At 72.1% G+C, this 19,641-nt stretch carries 15 protein-coding genes; 6 read left to right on the top strand and 9 right to left on the bottom strand.

Going from position 1 to position 19,641, the window contains the following annotated elements; all coding sequences use genetic code 11:
* The 5 genes from KDM41_11850 to KDM41_11830 all read right to left on the bottom strand — a co-directional run.
* Positions 1 to 813 (bottom strand): Hpt domain-containing protein (locus tag KDM41_11850; GenBank protein MCB1184119.1); only part of this gene is annotated, 813 nt, incomplete at its 3' end.
* Between the two features lie 240 nt (positions 814 to 1,053).
* On the bottom strand, positions 1,054 to 2,451 hold the full coding sequence (locus KDM41_11845) for a translocase (GenBank protein ID MCB1184118.1): 1,398 nt from the start codon (positions 2,449 to 2,451) through the stop codon (positions 1,054 to 1,056).
* The gene (locus KDM41_11840; protein MCB1184117.1) at positions 2,448 to 4,130 is read right to left on the bottom strand and encodes a hypothetical protein; all 1,683 of its coding nucleotides are present in this window, start codon (positions 4,128 to 4,130) and stop codon (positions 2,448 to 2,450) included. Before KDM41_11840 ends, KDM41_11845 begins: the two co-directional genes overlap by 4 nt.
* Positions 4,131 to 4,161: 31 nt before the next feature.
* A complete protein-coding gene (locus KDM41_11835) occupies positions 4,162 to 5,559 on the bottom strand; it encodes a hypothetical protein (protein MCB1184116.1) in 1,398 nt (465 codons plus the stop codon).
* A gap of 77 nt (positions 5,560 to 5,636) precedes the next feature.
* The gene (locus KDM41_11830; GenBank protein ID MCB1184115.1) at positions 5,637 to 6,131 is read right to left on the bottom strand and encodes a C40 family peptidase; all 495 of its coding nucleotides are present in this window, start codon (positions 6,129 to 6,131) and stop codon (positions 5,637 to 5,639) included.
* 255 nt (positions 6,132 to 6,386) lie between these two features.
* On the opposite strand from KDM41_11830, the gene KDM41_11825 reads away from it, so the two are divergent.
* Positions 6,387 to 7,727 carry a class I SAM-dependent RNA methyltransferase gene (locus KDM41_11825; GenBank protein MCB1184114.1) on the top strand — a complete coding sequence of 447 codons (1,341 nt, stop codon included), beginning with the start codon at positions 6,387 to 6,389 and terminating at the stop codon, positions 7,725 to 7,727.
* Positions 7,724 to 8,572: an RNA methyltransferase gene (locus tag KDM41_11820; protein MCB1184113.1), complete on the top strand. Its 849-nt coding sequence runs from the start codon at positions 7,724 to 7,726 to the stop codon at positions 8,570 to 8,572. The genes KDM41_11825 and KDM41_11820 overlap by 4 nt, the downstream gene beginning before the upstream one ends.
* Before the next feature lie 10 nt (positions 8,573 to 8,582).
* Here KDM41_11820 and KDM41_11815 read toward each other — a convergent pair whose 3' ends face one another.
* Both KDM41_11815 and KDM41_11810 read right to left on the bottom strand, forming a co-directional pair.
* Positions 8,583 to 9,149, bottom strand: a complete 567-nt coding sequence (locus KDM41_11815; protein MCB1184112.1) for a hypothetical protein — start codon at positions 9,147 to 9,149, stop codon at positions 8,583 to 8,585.
* Between the two features lie 9 nt (positions 9,150 to 9,158).
* Positions 9,159 to 10,652 carry an alpha-L-fucosidase gene (locus tag KDM41_11810; GenBank protein ID MCB1184111.1) on the bottom strand — a complete coding sequence of 498 codons (1,494 nt, stop codon included), beginning with the start codon at positions 10,650 to 10,652 and terminating at the stop codon, positions 9,159 to 9,161.
* 185 nt (positions 10,653 to 10,837) lie between these two features.
* On the opposite strand from KDM41_11810, the gene KDM41_11805 reads away from it, so the two are divergent.
* Together KDM41_11805 and KDM41_11800 are read left to right on the top strand one after the other, a co-directional pair.
* Positions 10,838 to 13,078: a DUF4838 domain-containing protein gene (locus tag KDM41_11805; protein MCB1184110.1), complete on the top strand. Its 2,241-nt coding sequence runs from the start codon at positions 10,838 to 10,840 to the stop codon at positions 13,076 to 13,078.
* Positions 13,075 to 15,687 (top strand): glycoside hydrolase family 3 C-terminal domain-containing protein, encoded by a 2,613-nt coding sequence (locus tag KDM41_11800; protein MCB1184109.1) that lies wholly within the window; start codon positions 13,075 to 13,077, stop codon positions 15,685 to 15,687. The genes KDM41_11805 and KDM41_11800 overlap by 4 nt, the downstream gene beginning before the upstream one ends.
* A 76-nt stretch (positions 15,688 to 15,763) precedes the next feature.
* Here the strand turns inward: KDM41_11800 and KDM41_11795 are convergent, their stop codons facing one another.
* Entirely contained in the window at positions 15,764 to 16,135 is a 372-nt protein-coding gene (locus KDM41_11795) for an Hpt domain-containing protein (GenBank protein MCB1184108.1), read from the bottom strand.
* A gap of 235 nt (positions 16,136 to 16,370) precedes the next feature.
* Here KDM41_11795 and KDM41_11790 point away from each other — a divergent pair, with 235 nt between their 5' ends.
* Both KDM41_11790 and KDM41_11785 read left to right on the top strand, forming a co-directional pair.
* Positions 16,371 to 17,156 (top strand): MipA/OmpV family protein, encoded by a 786-nt coding sequence (locus KDM41_11790; protein MCB1184107.1) that lies wholly within the window; start codon positions 16,371 to 16,373, stop codon positions 17,154 to 17,156.
* An 87-nt stretch (positions 17,157 to 17,243) separates the two neighbouring features.
* Entirely contained in the window at positions 17,244 to 18,476 is a 1,233-nt protein-coding gene (locus tag KDM41_11785) for a hypothetical protein (GenBank protein MCB1184106.1), read from the top strand.
* A 24-nt stretch (positions 18,477 to 18,500) separates the two neighbouring features.
* Here KDM41_11785 and KDM41_11780 read toward each other — a convergent pair whose 3' ends face one another.
* Positions 18,501 to 19,571: a tartrate dehydrogenase gene (locus KDM41_11780; protein ID MCB1184105.1), complete on the bottom strand. Its 1,071-nt coding sequence runs from the start codon at positions 19,569 to 19,571 to the stop codon at positions 18,501 to 18,503.
* Positions 19,572 to 19,641 lie beyond the last annotated feature (70 nt).

The raw sequence follows: 19,641 nt of genomic DNA, 5'->3' as shown, positions 1-19,641 counted from the left end.
GGTCGGGGCCGGTCCGGGGCCGGCGGCGGCCGCCGGGGCGGCGCCGACCTGCCGGACGAGGGCCATCATGTCGGCCACCGGTCCGGGCTCGGGGCCCATGCCGCTCAGATGGCGGAAGGTGGCGATGAACCAGTCCTTCACCTCGAGCAGCTGGTCGATGCACGACGCGAGATCGCGCGCCTGGATCATGTCCTCGGTGGCGTGGCACAGCTCGGAGACCTCGTTCAGGCCGAGCAGGGCCGATTCGCCCTTCAGGGTGTGGAAGAAGCGGTTGATGCCCTCGCGGTCGCCCTGCGAAACGCCGGAGTCGATGGTCAGGAGCTCCTTCTCGATGTCGTCCATGACATCGGCCTGGCGGGCGAGGAACTCGGCCATGATGGTCTCGTCGACCAGGCCGGTGTCGGCTTCGACCGGCGCGGGGCGGGCGGTTGCCGCCTTCGCCGGGGCCTTCGCCGGGGCCTTCGTCGGGGCCGGCGCCGCGGGCGCGGCCGACGTCGCGGGCGCCTCTGCGGGCCAGTCGGCGTCGTCGGGGCCGCAGTCGCCGTGGACGCACGCCTGCAGGGCGTTGGTGATGCGGGTCAGCTGGACCCGCACCGTGTCCGGATCGCCGTCGCCGGCGGCCAGGGCCCGCACCCACGCCGCGGCCGAGGCGGCCTGACCGGCCTCCACCGTGCGATCGGCCGCCGCCAGGGCCTCGGCCAGGGCCTCGAACTGGGCGGGGAGTTCCTGCCAGCTTTCCGGATCCGTCCAGTCGGCGAAGACCAGCGCGCTGGCCACGTCCGCCACGAGTTTCTCGATCCTCGATTCGCTCATCTGCTGCGCCCCTGTCGCGTGGGTCCTGGCCGGGTTCGGTACCCTTCCCGCCCGGATCTGGCCACCATCAGGCGATGACGGCGGTCCGGTCGGGAACGGTTCTCGCGGGGAATGCTCATCGTTCCCCCGCGTTTCATCGCGTTTCCGGCGACTTCCTTTAGGGAAATCCTTATTCAGTGCCCGAAGAAATGGGCAACAAATATGCCAGTTGGATCTTCATGATCAGGAGGCGGGCGAAGGTCAGGCGGAGGCGGTCAGCTGCCGGAAGCGCCGCCCGATGGCCAGGGCGGTCAGCACCCACAGGGCGGCCAGGCCCACGTTGGCCAGGGCGAAGCCCGACGGCGCCAGATGCAGGGCCGTGGTCCCACCCAGCACCACGAGGGCGGCCATGACGTCGCCCAGACGCACGAAGAAGGTGTCCAGGGCCTGCTTGGCCTGGTACTTCTCGTCGCGCGTGGTCGGCAGGAAGAGCATGTTCCGCACGGTGTTCTGCAGGGAGTAGTCGGTGGCGTTCTCGGCCGTCTTGGCCCAGCGGGCCACGCCGAGCAGGGGCACCGCCGCCATGCAGGCGTACCCTCCGAGCGCGATCAGCGGCAGCACGAGCAGCGCCCGGCGCACCCCGAGCCAGCCCACCAGGCGCGAGACCAGGAAGAGCTGGGTGAGCAGTCCCACCAGGTTCACCACCGAGAAGAAGTCGGCGTAGAAGCCCCCGATGGCCCGGCCCACGGTGGCGGCCCGGTCGCGCTCGGCAGCCGCCCAGGCGGCATCGTCCATGCCGGCGGTGCGCACGACGGCGGGCACGGCGGCCTGGCGATCGGCGGTGACCCGGGCACCGAGCACGTACTCGCCGGTCGTGTTGACCAGGTTGGCCAGCACGAGCATGAGCCCGATCAGCAGCAGGTAGCGGTTGCGCAGCACCAGGGCGAAGCCGCTGCGGCCGCTGAGGCGATCCGCGGCGGCGGGGGCGCCGTCCGGCCCGGCCGTCGCACCGTCCCGCGGGCCGGCACCGCGCTGGCGCCGCGCCGCCACCACCAGCGTCAGGCCCAGGCTGGCCATGAGCAGCGCCGCCGACAGCAGCATGAGCTGGTACACGCCCAGCGGCTCGATGAGCGCGCCGGCGATGGAGCTGCCCGACACCGCCCCGGCCGACATGCCGAAGCCCACCAGGGCGAAGAGGCGCTTGCCCTGCTCGGGGGTGTAGACGTCGTTCGCGAACGACCAGAACTGGGCCACCACCATCATGTTGAAGATGCCGACCCACAGGAAGAACGGAATGCCCAGCCGCACGTGGAGCTGGGCCAGACCGTAGAAGCCCACCAGGCAGCAGGCGAAGAAGACGAGCACCGCCGTGATGAGGCGCCGCACGGTGAGCAGACCGGCCAGCCGGCTGTAGAGGGGCACGATGCCGAGCAGGAGCAGGGCCTGACCGGCCGAGGCGTAGATCTTGGCCTCGGCCCCCCACTCGGCCAGGATGAGCGCTTCGCGCACCGGCTTGATGACGTAGTAGGCCGTCATGAGCAGGAAGATGTTCAGGGCCATGAGCAGCACGGTGCCGCCCTCGCCGGCCCGCACCGGGGCGAACAGGCGCAGGGCGCGGTCGAGCAGGCGGTCGCGACCCGCAGCCGCAGCCGCCGTCATCGGTCGACCGCCACGCAGCGCCCGTCGCGGGCGAACCAGGCGGTCGTCGACCCGCTCCAGCCGCTCCCCGCGTCGTACTGGACCTCGCAGCCCAGGAAGGGGAAGGCGTCGTCCCGGGCCGGCACGACCCCGGCCAGCGGCAGGCGCGGCGCGTCGGTGACGATCCAGCTGCCCGGCGCGCGGGCCGCACGTTCGGCGTCGGCGGCGACCAGGCGCCAGCGGTAGCGCCGTCCGGGCGCGGCGTACCCGCGCTCGACGGCCAGGTCGCTGCACACCACGGCGCCGCCCTCGCTGCGGAAGAAGTCCAGGGGCGGCACGTGCCCGAACCAGTAGCGGACGATCTTGTCGCGGCGCCCGGCCAGGGTCGCGATCATGAACTCGGCCGCGGCCGGATCCTCGTAGCGGCCCTGCTCCACGAGCAGGCGCAGGTCGCGGTCGGAGAAGGCCGAGACGACCTTCGCCGCCCAGTAGCCGTCGCGGCGGTTCAGGTTGGCCATGGCGCTGTGGGGCAGGTCGGGTGTCCAGCGGTCGGGCTCGAAGGTGGCCACGTCGAAGAGCCCGATCTCGTCCAGGCCCTCCGGTCGTTCCAGCGCCACCCAGGTGTCCTCGACGAGACCGAGGGTGACGAACCGGCCCAGGCTCGGGAAGACGTCGATGCCGGCCTCGTAGCCGAAGCGGCGCACGGGCGTGTCGCCGTAGGCGCCGAGGGTCGAGGCGAAGTCGATCAGGTGGTGCACCACGTGGCCCGCGCCCGGCTCGCCCACGTACATGTCGAGGGAGTTGTGCATCTTGGTGTCGAAGTGGTTCACCCAGGCGCCGAAGACCTGCAGCGCCCGCAGCGTGCGCCGGTTCTCGTGCTTCACGAGGTCGTTGGGGTCGTCGGAGCGCACGTCCTGGTCGTCGAAGGGCCCGACGGGGATGCCGTCGAGATAGCGGCTCGCCAGGGCCTGGTAGCGCCCGCCGAAGACCGAGTTGGTGGCCACGAGGATCGAGTCGAGGTTCGCCTCGGTGAGCGGCACGTCGCCCAGGCGGCCCATCTTCATGCTCGCGCCCTCGCCCACGCGCAGGTCGGCGCGGTCGAAGTCGACCAGCCTGTCGACGGGCGTGTGGTAGCCGATGGCGTGGAAGAGCAGGTTCGTGATCACGCCGGCGCGAATGGTCATGCCCGGATGGCTGGGCGGGTCGAACTTCAGCAGCCAGGTGTCGCCGCGCGCGTCCCGGATGCGGAAGCCCGGCGTCACGCCGGCCGTCTTGGCCCCGACGATGATCCAGGGCGCGCTGCGATCGGGCCCGTCGGCGGTGGGCAGCCCGAAGGCCGGCCCCGCCACCAGCTCGCCGTGGTCGAGGTGGCGCACGCCCATGCGGTTGGTGAACCAGGCCGAGTCGACCACCTCGTCCAGCGCGTTGATGTCGCCGGCGTCGCGGGCCGAGTCGCCGGTGCCGATGCGCCGGCAGAGGCGGCCCGGATTCCAGAAGCGGCTGAAGGGCCGGGCCAGGAAGCTGTCCACGGCGTAGGGGATCAGGCCCGGCTCGGCGAACTCCGGCACGGGCACGGGCGCGTCGTCGGCCGCGTACCACACGACCGGATCCTCGCTCAACGGGGCGCGCGCCGCCGCGACACCCGCGGCCAGCGTGACGAGCACGGCCAGCAGCGGCCCCGCGGCCGACCGCCTGTTCATCCGCCGAGGCGCCCCCGCGGGGCGCGCCCCGTCAGCGGATCTTCGTCGGATTCTTGCCATGCAGGAAGCCCCTCGGGTTGTACTGGAAGGTCTGGCTGAACTTCAGCCGGACCACGAGATCCTCGTCGCTCAGGCCCAACTCGAAACGGGCCGCCAGGTGCCGTCCGGCGTCGACGAGGCGCAGGCCCACGCCGCCGGTGAATTCCCAGTTGTCGAGGCTGATCTCCGCCGTGTGGTTGAAGACCTGCCCCGAATCGGAGAAGAGGTACGCGTCGACGCCCAGGTCGTCGCGGCCGCGCGCCACCCACACGGGCCAGCGGTACTCGACGCTCACGCCGACGGAGCCCAGGCCGTAGAAACGCAGCGAGGTGAAGCCGCGCAGCTCGTCCGGCCGCTGGAACGTGACCAGGCGCGAGAACGGGATCGCCCCCTCGCCCAGGCTCGAGATGCGGTTGCCGAAGACGCGCACGGCCAGGGTGCGGTCGGTGTGCCACAGCCGGATGAACTTCTCGATGTTGCCGTGCCACAGGAGGTAGCTCACCTCGGACGAGTCGGTGGCCTGGAAGAGCGACAGCCCGCCCGACTGGTAGCCGCCGTAGCGCGGCCGGCCCGTCTGTTCGGCGTTGTCGCGGTCGAGGCCGAGGCGCAGGGTCCAGCCGCTCGACTGGCCCGGATAGCCGAAGGGCAGATCGCCCGCGTGGACGTTGCCCACCGACTCGCCCGTGTTGTAGCTCGGCTCGCGCACGTTGACCCGCGAGTAGTAGGTGCGCACCCCCAGCCGCGCCGACGCCCCGACGTCGCGGTTCAGGTCGAAGCCGCCCCACGACGTGCTGCGGTAGTAGTAGCTGAGGTCGGCGTCCGACGAGTAGGGCCCGACGCCGTAGTACTTGGCCTGGTTCACCGACTCGAAGCCGCCGCCGGTCTCGAGCTGCCAGGTGTCGCCCAGGTGGAAGAGGGCGCCGCCGGCGTAGGCCCCGGCCCGCCGCGTGGAGCGGTCGGCGCGCAGGAAGAGCATGTTGCCGGCGCCGAGGAAGTCGGGTCGGCGCACGTCGACGCCCAGGGCCGTGCCCTCGAGGTCGTTGATGCTCAGGCTGGGCATGATGTAGGTGCCGAAAGGCCCCTTCAGGCCCGGATAGTCGCCGGGCCGTCCGAAGAGGCCCCACGCGTCCATCTTCTTGATGGTGAAGTCGCCGATGCCGTACACGATGCGGAACGGGATGCCCACGACCCAGTAGGGCACGAGCACGGCCGTCTCCCAGGCCGGCCGCGGCTGCTCGCGAAAGACGGCGCTGGTCGAATCGGTGCGGGCGGGCAGCGGGCCCCAGTGGGTGGCGCGGACGGTGTCGACGGGAGCGGCAGCGGTGGCGGCCGCGCGGGCGGGCGCCACGGCGCCCCCCGCCAGCGCCGCCAGAACCAGCCACGCCAACACGACGGGCCCTCGGCGAAGGGCCCGCGACGGGATGCGGCATGGTGGGGCGGCGTGCGGCATGCGCACCACTATAGCCGTCAGCCGACGCGTCTGCCGCCCTTAAATTTGCGGCGCCACCAGGAGTCGTTCAGGCTGTCCATCTGCACCGGCCGGCGCTTGTTCGGGGCGTGGATGAACTTGCCCTTGCCCACGTAGATGCCCACGTGGTCGATGCGGTTGCCGGTGAGGCGGAAGAAGACGAGATCGCCGGGCGCGAGGTCCTTGCGGTCGACGTGCACCCCCTCGCCCGCCTGCTGGCTCGAGACCCGCGGCAGGGAGACGCCCAGGTTGGCGTACACGTACTGCACCAGGCCGCTGCAGTCGAAGCGGTCCGGACCGGCCGCGCCCCACTGGTAGGGCTTGCCGAGCTGGGCCCGCGCCAGGTCGACGGCCCGGTGGCCGAGGGCGGCGTCGGGCGCCGGGGGCGTGCGCTTGGCCGGAAAGGCGTCGAGGCCGGCCCGGGCCAGGGGCTCCGGGGCGGGCAGCACGTCGGCGGGCAGGGGCTCGCCGTCATCGGCGGCGGGGAGGACCACGGGCGGCGCCGGGTCGGCGGGCCCGGAGGCGGTGTCGGCCGCGGTCTCGAGGCGGGAATGGGTCCGGGCCGGCTCGGGAGGCGCATCGACCACCCCCGTGGGCCCGACCCGCTTGGGCGCGCACCCGCCCGCCGCCGCCAGGGCGGCCAGCAGCAGGGAAATCGCGATGCGCACGTTCAAACCGGCCCTCCGTGGCGATCCCGGGCGAAAGCTCCGTTTGGAAGTGCCCGGGTGCCATGCTAGTTTAGCGGCACCATGAATGACAAGCGCCCAGATCATCCCGCCGGGGAAACCCCCGACGCCGCGACGGTTCCCCCGATCCTGGATCTCAGGATCGAGAAGCTCGTCACCGGCGGCACCGGACTGGCCCGCCACGAGGGCCAGGCCGTCTTCGTGCCCCTGACCGCCCCCGGCGACGACGTGCGCGTCGAGATCGTCGAGCGCAAGAAGGGCTTCCTGCGCGCGTCGCTCACCGAGCTGGTGACGCCGGGCGCCGGCCGGCGCGAGGCGCCCTGCCCCCACTACGGCGAGTGCGGCGGCTGCGACCTGCAGCACCTGGACGACACCCACCAGGCCGCCGGCAAGCGCGACATCGTGGTCGACTGCTTCAGCCGCCTGGGCAAGCTCGACGTGGCCGACCTCGTCGAGGGCCCCGCCCCCGACGCGCCTCTCGGCTACCGCAACCGCATCCGGCTCTTCGCCTCGCCCGCCGGCTTCTACGGCATGATGCGCCGCGGCACCCACGACGTGGTGCCCCTGGACGCGTGCCTGCTCATGCCCGAGGCGTTCAACCGCGACATCCTGCCCTGGCTGCGCTTCCTGCCCCCCGTGGAGCAGGTGGTGGTGCGCCTGGACGGGCAGGGCGGCTGGCTGGTGTCGATCTTCGGGCAGCCGGCGCGCATGAAGATCATGAAGAAGATCCTGGCGGCACTGCCCGCGGGCGAGCCGCCGGCGCCGGGCTGCGTGGGCCTGCTCTACAACAACCTGCCCCTGTGGGGCCGCGACCACCTGGTGTACGAGGTGGCCGGCCACAAGTACCGCGTGGGCGCCCAGAGCTTCTTCCAGGGCAACCTGGCCGCCACCGAGGACGCCGTGGCCACCGTGCGCGCCTGGCTCGACGAGGTCGCGACCGGCGACCTCTTCTGCGACCTCTTCTGCGGCGTGGGCCTCTTCTCCCTCGCCCTGGCCGACCGCTTCGTGCAGGTGATCGCCGTCGAGGTCGACAGGAACGCCTGCCGCGACGCCGCCAACAACTTCGCCCGCGCCGAGGCGGCCGGCCGCCGCGTTGCCCTGCACGAGGGCCCGGTCACGCGCATCCTGGCCCGGGACGACCTGGCCGCGCCCGAGGCCTGGGCGTCGGCCACGGTGCTGGTCGACCCGCCGCGCGCCGGCCTCGGCCGCAACGGCGTCAAGGCCCTGCTCGCGCGCCGGCCGCGGCACCTGGTGTACATGAGCTGCGATCCGGCCACCCTGGCCCGGGACACGGCCGGCTTCGCCGAGGGGGGCTACGCCCTGCGCAAGCTGAAGGTGATGGACTTCTTCCCCCAGACGGCGCACATCGAGTGCCTGGCCCTGCTGGAGAGGACCGACCCGTGACCGACGCCGCCGCGCCGCGCCCGCCCGTCGATCCGGACAACGTGATCGTCGTCCTGAGCCGCACCACCGAACCCATGAACATCGGGGCCGCCTGCCGCGCCATGAAGACCATGGGGCTCAAGCACCTGCGCCTGATCGACCCCCTGAACCCCAAGGGCCGCAGCGCCCGCGCCCTGGCCCACGGGGCCGAGGACATCCTCGACAACGCCCTGGTGGTGGACGACCTGATGGACGCCGTCGGCGACGCCCTCGTGGTGACCGGCACCACCGCCCGCTCGCGCAAGCTGCGCAAGGCGGCGCTGCTCACGCCGGGCGATCTGGCCGACCGCATCGCCGACCACAGCCGCGAAGGCAAGGTCGTCATCATGTTCGGGACCGAGCGCACGGGCATGACCAACGACGAGGTCGACATCTGCCGCTACCTCTCGACGGTGGACACGGCGCCCGAGCAGCCGTCGCTGAATCTGGCCCAGGCCGTGATGCTGTATTCGTGGGAGATCCGGCAGGCGCTGCAGCGGGCCCGCGACGATGAGGCCGCGGCCGCCGCGAAGGCGTCGCGCCGCCCCGAGATGAGCGTCAGCCACCCCCACCGCACGACCAGGCTGCCCAACCAGCACGAGCTCGACAACATGTACGCCCACCTGGCCCACGCCATGCAGGCTGTCGGCTACAGCGACGAGGAGCGGCTGAAGTTCCTGACCTACCTCAGGCAGCTGCACATGCGCGCGGGGATCGTGAACTGGGAGACGCACATCTACCACATCCTGGCGCGGAAGATCTGCAGGACGACGGGGACGCCGAAGTTCAGGGGGTTGGATGAAGGGGAGCCGGTCGACGACATCTGACCGCCCCGCATCAGCCCCCGGCGCGCACCCCGCCTGCCTCGATGTCAGCGATCAGCGCGCGGAACCGCTGCGACTCGATGAGATAACTCACGACGAAGATGAAACCGAGGAAGGCGGCCAGGCCCCCGACGAAGAGCACCGCCTGCCCCCCGGTGATGCTGCCGCCCTGCGCCCCGCCGACCACCGCCACCAGCACGATGAGCACCATCAGTTGAGCCACGACGATGGGCGCGGCCGGGATGCGGCCCGTGACCACGACGCCGGTCGTCGTCCAGGCGATGGTGCCCAGAACCGGGCAGGGCGACCGGAGGCTGCCTCCCTTGTAGCGCTCGGTGGCCCGGATCAGGACGCGGTCGGCCGCGAGTTCCCGGACGGCGACGAACTCCGCGTCGAGCCCGCCGGCGTGGGCCCGCTCGAGCACGTGCGACCCCACCTGGCGTTCGAACACCTGCAACCCGCCGCGGAAGAGCCACGGCGAGAGCCGATTGTACGCGACCTGCGACACGCCGGCGTAGACCATGGCCGCGCCGTAGGCGGCGATGAGGATGAAAAAGGCGGTCTCGAAGAATGAATTCACGACCGGTTCTCACTTCTCCTTGATCGACGAGACCCGCAGGGTCCAGGCATCGCTGCACGGCGGCTCGGCCCGCACGGCCGCGGGCACCTTCACGACGAACCCGTCGCCCCGCCGCTCCCAGGCCAACTCGCCCGCCACGCCCAGCATCGTCACCCGGGCCCCGTCGGCCGGCGCCACACCGCCCACGACGATCTCGGCCGGCGGGGCCGTCTCGCCCTCGGCCGCCATGTGGATCGCGTAGACCGCGCCGGTCGCGCGCGCCTGCGTCAGGCCCACCCGCCCGGTCTTGTAGGGGCTGATCGCCCGCGTCCCGTAGATCGCCTCGCTGTTCACGTCCATCCAGGCCCCCACACCCGCGAGCAACTCGTAGGCCCCGGCGTCCCACGTACCCTCGGGCGACGGGGCGATGTTCAGCAGCAGGTTGCCGCCCTTGGCCACGATGTCGACCAGGGTGTGCACGGTCTGGCGGGTGGTGAGGTAGGTGGCGTCGGGCACCCACGACCAGCTGCCGCCGGCGATGATGCACGACTCCCAGGGGTAGGGCAGGGCCTCTTCGGGCACGCGGTTCTCGGGCGTGAGGTAGTTCTGGTGCGGGCCGGGCACGGCGCGGTCGACGACGATCAGGCCGGGCTGGGCGGCGCGGGCCCTGGCCACGAGCTCGTCCATGCGGATGTCCTGGTTGACGATGTTGCGCTTGAAGAAGCCGGACACCGTCTCGTCGACCCAGCCGCCGTACCACGTGCGGATGTCTTCGGTCGCCTTCCTGGCCACCCAGCCGCCGTCGAGCCAGAGGATGTCCACGTCGCCGTAGTTGGTCATCAGCTCCATGATCTGGCTGTGGGTGAACTGGACGAACTTCTCCCAGCGCTCGGGATACACCTCGGGGTCGTAGTTCACGTTGCGGTCGCGGGGCGGGAAGTAGGGATGCCAGTAGTTTTCGTCGTGCCAGTCGGGCTTCGAGAAGTAGGCGCCCGCCCACAGGCCCTCGGCCCGGAAGGCGTCGAAGATGGCGCGGGTGACGTCGGCGCGCGGGTGGTCGTGGAAGGGACAGTTCTCGGAGGTGATCTTGTAGTCGGTAGCCCGGGTGTCGAACATGCTGAAGCCGTCGTGGTGCTTGGTCGTGAAGACGACGTAGCGCATGCCCGCCCCGGCGGCGGCCTTCGCCCAGTCCTCGGGCTGGAAGCCGCGCGGGTCGAAGGTCGTCTGCAGGGCTTCGTACTCCCGCTTGTAGGTGAAGTAGTCCTGCGGGTTGCTGCCGCGCTTGCGCTCGCACCAGCCGTAGTCCTCCGGGCAGATCGACCACGACTCGACGATGCCCCACTGGCTGTAGGCGCCCCAGTGCATGAGCAGGCCGAACTTCAGGTCCTGCCACTCTTCGAGCTTGTCGCGGACGAGGGGGTCGGTGACCGGGACGTAGGCGTCCTCCTCCGCGGCGGCGGCGGGTGCGAGGGCCAGCAGGGCGAGCAGGAACACGAGCAGGGTCGCCGGGGCGGGGCGGGGCATGTCGGTCTCCTCGGGCGGGGTGCGGGTCGGGTCTCGTCGGCGCGCCCATGCTAGCAGGGAATCCGCGCCGCGGGCACCCTCTTCCCGACCGGCGTGGACGCGGGGCCGGACCGCCCCCTATACTCGCGCGGCGGCCGGCGCCCTCCGCGCCCGGCCGGCAGCCCCGCCCAGCCCGAGGATCGCCGATGCCGATCGCCCGCCACCTGGTATTCGTGCTCACCGCGGTCGGCGTGTTCGCCGCTTTCGCGGCCCCGTCCGCGCACGCCGCCGAGGGCTTCGAGCTGGCCCGTGACGGTCGCAGCGACGTCGGACTGGTGCTGCCGGACGACGCCCCCGCGGAGATCCGCGCGGCCGCCGACACCCTGCGCCGTTACGTGCGGCTGGTGTCCGGGGCCGAGCTGCGCGAAGCCCCCGCCGGCGGGCCGCGCCTGGTGCTGGCGCTCGTCGACGACCCGGCGCTCGGCCCGGACGGCTTCCGCATCCGCACCCGCCCGGACACGCTGACCCTCGCCGCCGCCACAGCGGACGGCATCCGGCACGCGGTGTACACGTTTCTCGAGTCGCGCCTCGGCTGCCGCAAGTACGACACAGGCCCGCCCGTGGCGCCCCGCCGCCCCACCGTGGTGCTGCCCCCGGGCGACGACGTGCAGGTGCCCCGCTTCACCTTCCGCATGCAGGACCTGAAGGATCCGACCTACCTGGCCTGGCACAAGCTCGACACGAACGCCGGGTTCGGGCTCTTCGTGCACACCTTCGGCGACCTGGTGCCGCCCGACCGCTGGTTCGCCGACCACCCCGAGTACTTCTCCCTGCTCAACGGCCACCGCATGCCCACCGGGCAACTCTGCCTCACCAACCCGGACGTGTTCGACCTCGTCGTGAGAGAACTGCGCGCGCGCATGGCCGCCCGGCCCGAGGCCGACTTCTGGTCGGTCTCCCAGAACGACACCTACAGCCCCTGCGAGTGCGATGCCTGCAGGGCCCTCGACGAGGCGGCCGGGTCCCACGCCGGGTCGATCCTGGCCTTCGTCAACCGCGTGGCCGACGTCTTCCCCGACAAGACCATCTCGACCCTGGCCTACCAGTACTCGCGCACCGCGCCGCGCGGCATCGCGCCCCGGCCCAACGTGAACATCATGCTGTGCAGCATCGAGTGCGACCGCAGCCGGCCCCTGGCCGAACACCCCGGCAGCGCCGGCTTCGTGCGCGACGTGCGCGCCTGGGGCGAGCTCACCTCGAACATTTTCCTGTGGGACTACGTGATCCAGTTCCGCAACCTGGTGAGCCCCTTCCCCAACCTGCGCGTGCTGCAGCCGAACCTGCAGTTCTTCGCCGCCAGCGGCCTCACGGCCGTGTTCGAACAGGGCCTGCCGTTGATGCACGGCGAGTTCGCCGAGCTGCGCATCTACCTGCTGGCCAAACTGTTGTGGGATCCGGACATCGACCTGGACGCGCTCATGGACGACTTCCTGGCCGGGTACTACGGCGCCGCCGCGCCTTTCGTGCGCACGTACATCGACACCATGCACGACGCGCTGGCAGCCACGGGCGAGGGGCTGTCGATCTACGGCTACCCGCTGGCGTCGGACGACGGGCATCTGGCCCCGGCGCGCGTCGCGGCCTACGACGACCTGCTGCAGCGGGCCGAGGCGGCGGTGAGAGACGACCCCGTGGCGTGGCGCCGCACCCGCACCGCGCGCCTGCCGGTGCTCTTCGCCCGCCTCGAGCAGGCGAAAGCGGCCGCCGACGGGCGGGGCGGCTGCTTCACCCGCCACGCCGACGGCTCCCTGCACTTGAAGCCGGGCTACGAAGAGATGCTCACGACCTTCGTCGACGGCTGCCTCGCCGCCGGCATTCCCCGCCTGTGGGAGCACGGCACGCCGCCCGAAGCCTACCGTGCCGCCACACGCCGCTTCTTCACCGCGAGCGCCACGCCCCACCGGGCGCTCGGGCACCGCGTCGTGCTCGACCCGCCGGCCAGCCCGAAGTACCACGACGGCGAGGCCGCGGCCCTCACCGACGGCCTGCGCGGCTGGGACGACTACCGCTTCCACTGGCTCGGGTTCGAGGGGACGGACATGGTCGCCACCATCGACCTCGGCGCCGTTGTGCCCGTGAGCGGGGTCGCGGCCGACTTCCTGCAGGACATCCTCTCGTGGGTCTTCATGCCCACCGAGCTGACCGTGGAGCTGTCGACGGACGGCCGCACCTTCCAGCCGGCCGGAGCGGTGCGCAACACCGTGCCGCCCGAGACCGGCGGCGCCGTCGTGGCGCCCTTCGAGGTCGTGTTCGCACCGCGGCCGGCGCGCTACGTGCGCGTCACCGCCACGAGCCTGCAGACCTGCCCCACCTGGCACAAGGGATCCGGCGGTCCGGCCTGGATCTTCACCGACGAGATCGTCGTGCGAACGGAGCCTGCCGAATGAGAGTCCTGGCCATGACCCTGCTGCTCGCCCTCGCCGCGGACCCCGCACGCGCCGCGGGCGAGCCCTACCGCGACCCCGACCGCCCCGTCGACGAGCGCGTCGCCGACCTGCTCGGCCGCATGACCGCCGAGGAGAAGTTCTGGCAGCTCTTCATGGTGGCCGGCACGCCGGCCGACGACGGGGCCCGGTACACCCAGGGCGCGTTCGGCTTCCAGCTCGACGCCGGCGGCGACCGGACGGCCGTCGTCGCGCGCGCCGACGCCGTGCAGCGGCGGTTCGTGGAGGACACCCGCCTGGGCATCCCCGTGATCGTCTTCGCCGAGGCGCTGCACGGGCTCGTCCACCGGGACGCCACCGTCTTCCCCCAGGCCATCGGCCTCGCGGCGACCTTCGACACCGGCCTGATGGCCGAGGTGGCCGCCGCCATCGCCGTCGAGACCCGCGACCACGGCGTGCGGCAGGTCCTGTCGCCGGTGGTCAACCTCGCCGACGACGTGCGCTGGGGCCGCGTCGAGGAGACCTACGGCGCCGACCCCTTCCTCGCCGCCGCCATGGGCGTGGCCTTCGTGCGCGCGTTCGAGCAACGGGGCATCGTCACCACCCCCAAGCACCTGGTCGCCAACGTGGGCCGCGGCGGCCGCGACAGCTACCCCATCGACGCGGGTGAACGCCGCCTGCGCGAACGCGACCTGCCCCCGTTCGCCGCGTGCCTCGCCGAGGGCGGCGCGCGCTCCATCATGACCGCCTACAATTCCCTCGGCGGCGTTCCCTGCACGGCCAGCGCCTGGCTGAATCGCACCTGGCTGAAGGACGAGCTGGGCTTCGACGGCTTCGTGATCTCGGACGCCGGCGCGGTGGGCGGCGCGGTGGTGCTGCACGGCACGGCCACCGACTACGCCGACGCGGGCGCCCGGGCCCTCGCGGGCGGCCTCGACGTCATCTTCCAGACCGCGTTCGAGCACGCCGCGCTATTCCTGCCCGCCTTCACCGACGGCCGGATCGACCCGACCGTGCTCGACGCCGCCGTGGCCCGCGTGCTGCGGGCGAAGTTCGCGCTCGGCCTGTTCGAGCACCCGTACGGGGGCGACACGCCGCCGGTCGCCGACCGCGCGGCGCACCGGGCGCTCGCCCGGCGGGCCGCCCGCGCCTCGGTGGTGCTGCTCGAGAACCGGGACGGCCTGCTGCCCCTCGACGGGGCGGTCGGCTCCATCGCGGTGATCGGGCCCGACGCCGCCGAAGCGCGCCTCGGCGGCTACAGCGGGCCCGGACCGGAACGGGTCGCCATCCTGGCGGGAATCCGGGAGCGGTTCGGCGCCGCCGTCGAAGTCCGCCATGCCAAGGGCTGCGATCGCGCCCCGGCCGGCGTCGCGCCCGTGCCGGCCGCCGCCCTTTCCGCGCGCCTCGACGGCGTCACCGGGGCCGGCCTCGTCGGCGCCTACTTCGCCAACGTCGACCTGGACGGCGCGCCGGCGCTGACCCGCCTCGATCCGCAGGTCGACTTCCAGTGGTCCATCGCCTCGCCCGCGCCGGACGTGCTGCCCGGCGACTTCTACTCCGTGCGCTGGACCGGCGAACTGACCGCCCCCGGCAACGGCGCCTTCGCCCTGGGCGTCAGCGGCGACGACGGCTACCGCCTCTGGCTCGACGACGAGCTCGTGCTCGACAACTGGCGTCCCCTGGCCGCGGGCACCCGGATGGCCCCGAAACCACTGGCCGCCGGGCGCGCCTACGCCATCCGCCTCGAGTTCCGCTCGCCGACCGGCAACGCCCGGATCCGCCTGGTGTGGGATCGCGAGGCCGCCGACGAAGAGGCCGACCTCGCCGCCGCCGTCGACCTGGCCGCCACCAGCGACGTGGCCGTGGTCGTGGCGGGCCTCGCGGAGGGCGAGTTCCGCGACCGGTCCCGGCTGGCCCTGCCGGGTCGCCAGGACGAGCTGATCCGGCGCGTGGCGGCCACGGGCACGCCGACGGTCGTCGTGCTCGTCGCCGGCAGCGCCGTCGACCCGGGCGCGTGGGTCGATCGGGTGGGTGCCGTGCTGCAGGTCTGGTACCCCGGCGAGGAGGGCGGCCCGGCGGTGGCCGAGATTCTCGCCGGCGACGCGAGCCCTGCCGGCCGGCTGCCTTTCGACGTGCCCTTCGCCGAGGGGCAACTGCCCCTGACCTACGACCACACGCCGACCGGGCGCGGCGACGACTACGCCGACCTCACCGGCCGCGCCCGCTACCCCTTCGGCTACGGGCTCGGCTACACCCGGTTCGCGTACGCAGACCTGGTGGTCACACCTCCGGTGATCGCGCCGGGCGACACGGCCGTCATCAGCTGCACCGTGACCAACACGGGCCCCCGCGCCGGCGACGAGGTGGTGCAGCTCTACCTGCGGGACGAGATCGCCTCGGTGGCCCGCCCGGTGCTGGCGCTGAAAGGGTTCCGGCGGGTGGCGCTCGGCGCCGGCGAGAGCCGCGCGGTGCGGTTCGTGCTCGGCCCCGACGAGCTGTCGCTGCTGGATCGCGACCTGGTGCGGGTGGTCGAACCGGGGGACTTCCGGGTGATGGTCGGGGCGTCGAGTCGGGATGTGCGGCTGCGGGGCGTGCTGGGGGTGGTGCGCTGAGGCCCCCCAGCGAACCGAAGCGGGCGCCGACCCCACTGGTCGGCGCCCGCCTTCCCATCCGAGGGACCGGGGTGGCTCAGGTCACGCTGAGGTTGCCGATCGCCTCGAAGACCTTCTCGTACTCCTGCACGAACTGATCCTGGTGCTGGTCGATGGTGGCCCAGTCGCCGGCCTTGGCGGCCAGTTCGACCACCTTGCAGATCATCGCCAGGCGGGGCGCGCCGTAGGTGGCGCAGGCGCCCTTGAGGCTGTGGCCGTCGCGGGCGATCACGTCGATCTCGCGGTCGGCGATGGCCTGCCGGATCGACTCGAAGAGGGGCGGCGCGTGGTCGAGGAAGAGGTCGCGCAGTTCGGCCAGGATCTCGCGGTCGCCGCCGAACTCGGCCATGAGGCGGGACTCGTCGATCACGGGCATTTCCGGTCCGGGCAGGGCGTATTCGGGACTCAAAGCGATGCCTCCAGGGCAAGGTTCGCAGTGCTGGGCTCTGCTTGAGGATCGACCGCCCCCCTCTGGACTTTACGGGTTTCTGCTAAATTTTGAACTGGCCCTGCCGATATCGACTGACATAATTGCAACAATGAACCGGACATAACCCCGGTTCGGCCGTCCGGACGGACCGCCGGCGCGATCCGGCTCCGCGCGGACCCGAAGACGGCGGCATCGCACCGAGCAAGGAGACGTGATGAAGAAGTGGACCCTGCTGGCCCTGACGGGCCTCCTGCTGGCGGCGGCGACCACGCCCGCCCTCGCCCTCGGCCCCCTCGACGCCGAGGCCGGCATCGACCTGTACGGCAAGTACGTCTGGCGCGGCATGGTGGCCACTCCCGATCCGGTCCTCCAGCCGTGGGTGGGCGTGAACACCATGGGCTTCTCCGCCGGTTTCTGGGGCAACATGGACCTGAACGACGTCAACGGCTCCGAGTGGGAATTCAACGAGGTCGACTGGACCCTCGGCTGGGCCATGAGCCTGCCCAAGGTCGAGCTGGGCGCCGGCCTGATCTACTACGACTTTCCCAACCTCGACGCGAACACCACCGAGCTCTACCTGCACGCCGGCCTGAGCGTGCTGCTCTCCCCGAGCCTGACGTTCTACCAGGACCTCGACGCCATCAAGGGCGGCTACTGGGAGGCCGCCGTGAGCCACGGCGTGGGCGTGGGCGAGACCATGACCCTCGAGCTGGGCGCCACCCTGGGCCTCGGCTCCGAAGGCTACATCAACGGCTACTTCGGCGGCGCCGAGGGCCTGCCGGGCGTGCCCGAGATGCCGGGCGGCGCCAGCATGACCGACCTGAAGCTCACCGCCGGCCTGCCCTTCCAGGTGGCGCACTTCTTCACGTTCACCCCGAGCGTCAGCTACACCACGCTCATGGGCGACGTGAAGGACGTCGTCGACGCCGGCGACGGCGCCGTCTACCACGGCGAGAGCGACGCCTTCTTCTGGGGTCTGCGCGGGGCGTTCAAGTTCTAGGCGACCGCGCCGTTCGCGGGCAACAAAACCTCCGGCAGCGGGTATAGTGGGGAGCCCAGCCCCCACACCGCAGCCGGAGGTTTCCTCGTGACCACGACCCCGCGACTCCCGTCCGTCCTGCTGATCGTCGCCTGCTGCTCCGCCCTCTTCACCGCCGCCGCCACCGCCGCCGCCGTCGTCGAGCTGCCCGCCGACCCGCCCGCCCGCCGCAGCGTCGCCCTGGTCGAGCAGTGGCGCCTGGGCGCCGAGGACGAGGACGTGCTGCTCGGCGTGATCACAGGCGCGGTGCGGGACCCCGCGGGCCGCACCTATCTGGTCGACCGGCAGCTCTCGCAGGTCCTGGTCATCGCCGCGGACGGCACCTACGAGACGACCCTCGGCCGCGAGGGCGACGGTCCCGGCGAGCTGCGCAACCCCCACGAACTGGTGCTGCTGCCGGACGACGCCGTCGGCGTGGTCCACGGCTTCCCCGGCCGCATCATCGGCATCGACACCCACGGCGATCCGGCGGGCAACGTGACCTTCGGCGGCGGGGCCGAGCAGGGCGGCTTCGTCATCCTGCGCCGTTGCATCCGCGTGGGCGACCGCTACGTGGCCGACGCCGGCCGCATGGTCTTCGACCAGGAGAACGGCGACATGGACCGCACCATGTCGCTCGCCGTGTACGACCTCGCCGGCAACGAAACCGCCCTGATCGCCGCGAAGTCCGCCCGGAGCAACTTCAACGATCCGGTCTACGACGAGCGCGCCGAGTTCAGCGGCTTCGCCGCCTGGGCCGCCGGGCCGGACGGCCGCGTCTACACCGCACCGGAGCGCGACGCCTGGGTGATTCGCGTCTGCGGTCCCGACGGCGCCGAGCTGGCGACCTGGCGCCGCCCCTTCACCCCCCGCCGGCGCACGGCGGCCGAGAAAGACGACGTGGGCAGCGGTTTCAACGTGCGCGCCAACGGCCGGGACCTGGAGGTCGACAACAGGATCCTCGACACCGACCCGGCCATCATGAACCTCACGGCCGGGCCGGACGGCCGCCTCTACGTGACCGACGCCCACGACACCCGCGCCCACCTGCCCGCGGGCACGGCCGCGCGGTACGACGTCCTGGCGCCGGACGGGGCGCTCGTCGAGGAGCTCACCCTCACCTTCCCCGGCTTCGACGGGACCCGGGACGCGCTGCTCTTCCTCGACGGCGAGCACTTCGTCGTGATCAGGAACTTCGAGGGCGCCACGGCGGCGATGGAGCGGGCCCCCGGCGAGGAGAGCGCGGAGGACGGCCAGGAGGCGGCGCCGCTCGAGGTGGTGTGCGTGAAGATGGGCGGTTGAGCCGGCGCGCGGCCGCAGGCCCGGTCAGGCGTCCAGCCGGGCCATCACCGCGTCGGTCATTGCCCGCGTCGTGGCCGTGCCGCCCAGGTCAGGCGTGCGCACGATGCGCGCCGCGAGCACGTCCGACAGGGCGTCCATGAGCCGCGCCGCCAGGTCCGGCAGCTGCAGGTGCCCGAGCATGAGCGCCACCGTCCACAGCATGCCCGTGGGGTTGGCCAGGCCGCGGCCCGCGATGTCCGGCGCCGAGCCGTGCACCGGCTCGAACATGGACGGATGGCGGCCGCTGGGGTCGATGTTCGCCGAGGGCGAGATGCCGATGCTGCCCAGCATGGCTGAACCGAGATCGGTCAGGATGTCGCCGAAGAGATTGCTCGCCACCACCACCTCGAGCCGCTCGGGGTGCAGGATGAAGAGTCCCGCGAGCGCATCGATGTGCATGCCCGTGCACGCGACCTCCGGATAGCCCGCGGCCACCTCGGCGCACACGCGATCCCAGAAGACCATGCTGTGGTTCAGGGCGTTGCTCTTGGTCGCCGAGACGACCGACCCCTTGCCGTGGTCGCGCGCCCAGTCGAAGGCGTAGCGGATGATCCGCTCGGTGCCCTTGCGCGTGAAGCGCGCCTCCTGGATCGCGGTCTCGTCGGGCGTGCCCGGATTCTCGAGGCGCCCCGCGCCGCAGTACTCGCCCTCGGTGTTCTCGCGCAGCACCACGAAGTCGATGGCCGCGGGGTCGGCGACGCGCAGGGGCGAGTCGAGCCCGGGCAGCAGCTTCACGGGCCTGAGGTTCACGTACTGGTCGAAGCCCATGCGGATCGGCAGCAGCAGCCCGCGCAGCGAGACGTGGTCGGGCACGCCCGGGAACCCCACCGCACCCAGCAGGATCGCCTCGCCGTCGGCCAGGATCTCGAGACCGTCGGCGGGCATCATGACCCCGCCGTGCCCGAGGGACCAGGCGCAGCTCCAGGGCAGGTCGTGGTAGCGGAAGGCCAGCCCGCCGTGCAGGTCGGCCAGGCGATCGAGCACGCGGCGCGCCTCGATCATGACCTCGACGCCGATGCCGTCGCCGGGGATGAGTTTCAGGGTGATGGCGCGCATGGGGCCTCCGGTTCAGGGTCAGGGCCGGAAACGCCATGTCGCTCCCAAGCAACCGCACTCTACCCGATCG

Source organism: bacterium (assembly GCA_020440705.1).
Taxonomy (GTDB): domain Bacteria; phylum Krumholzibacteriota; class Krumholzibacteriia; order LZORAL124-64-63; family LZORAL124-64-63; genus JAGRNP01.
This window is presented reverse-complemented; position numbering and strand designations above follow the sequence as displayed.

Bases quoted from the DNA above. Each gene is read 5' to 3' on its own strand.
- KDM41_11780 (MCB1184105.1), bottom strand. From the start codon at position 19,571: ATGCGCGCCATCACCCTGAAACTCATCCCCGGCGACGGCATCGGCGTC.
- KDM41_11805 (MCB1184110.1), top strand. From the start codon at position 10,838: ATGCCGATCGCCCGCCACCTGGTATTCGTGCTCACCGCGGTCGGCGTG.
- KDM41_11810 (MCB1184111.1), bottom strand. From the start codon at position 10,652: ATGCCCCGCCCCGCCCCGGCGACCCTGCTCGTGTTCCTGCTCGCCCTG.
- KDM41_11840 (MCB1184117.1), bottom strand. From the start codon at position 4,130: ATGAACAGGCGGTCGGCCGCGGGGCCGCTGCTGGCCGTGCTCGTCACG.
- KDM41_11800 (MCB1184109.1), top strand. From the start codon at position 13,075: ATGAGAGTCCTGGCCATGACCCTGCTGCTCGCCCTCGCCGCGGACCCC.
- KDM41_11790 (MCB1184107.1), top strand. From the start codon at position 16,371: ATGAAGAAGTGGACCCTGCTGGCCCTGACGGGCCTCCTGCTGGCGGCG.
- KDM41_11825 (MCB1184114.1), top strand. From the start codon at position 6,387: ATGAATGACAAGCGCCCAGATCATCCCGCCGGGGAAACCCCCGACGCC.
- KDM41_11845 (MCB1184118.1), bottom strand. From the start codon at position 2,451: ATGACGGCGGCTGCGGCTGCGGGTCGCGACCGCCTGCTCGACCGCGCC.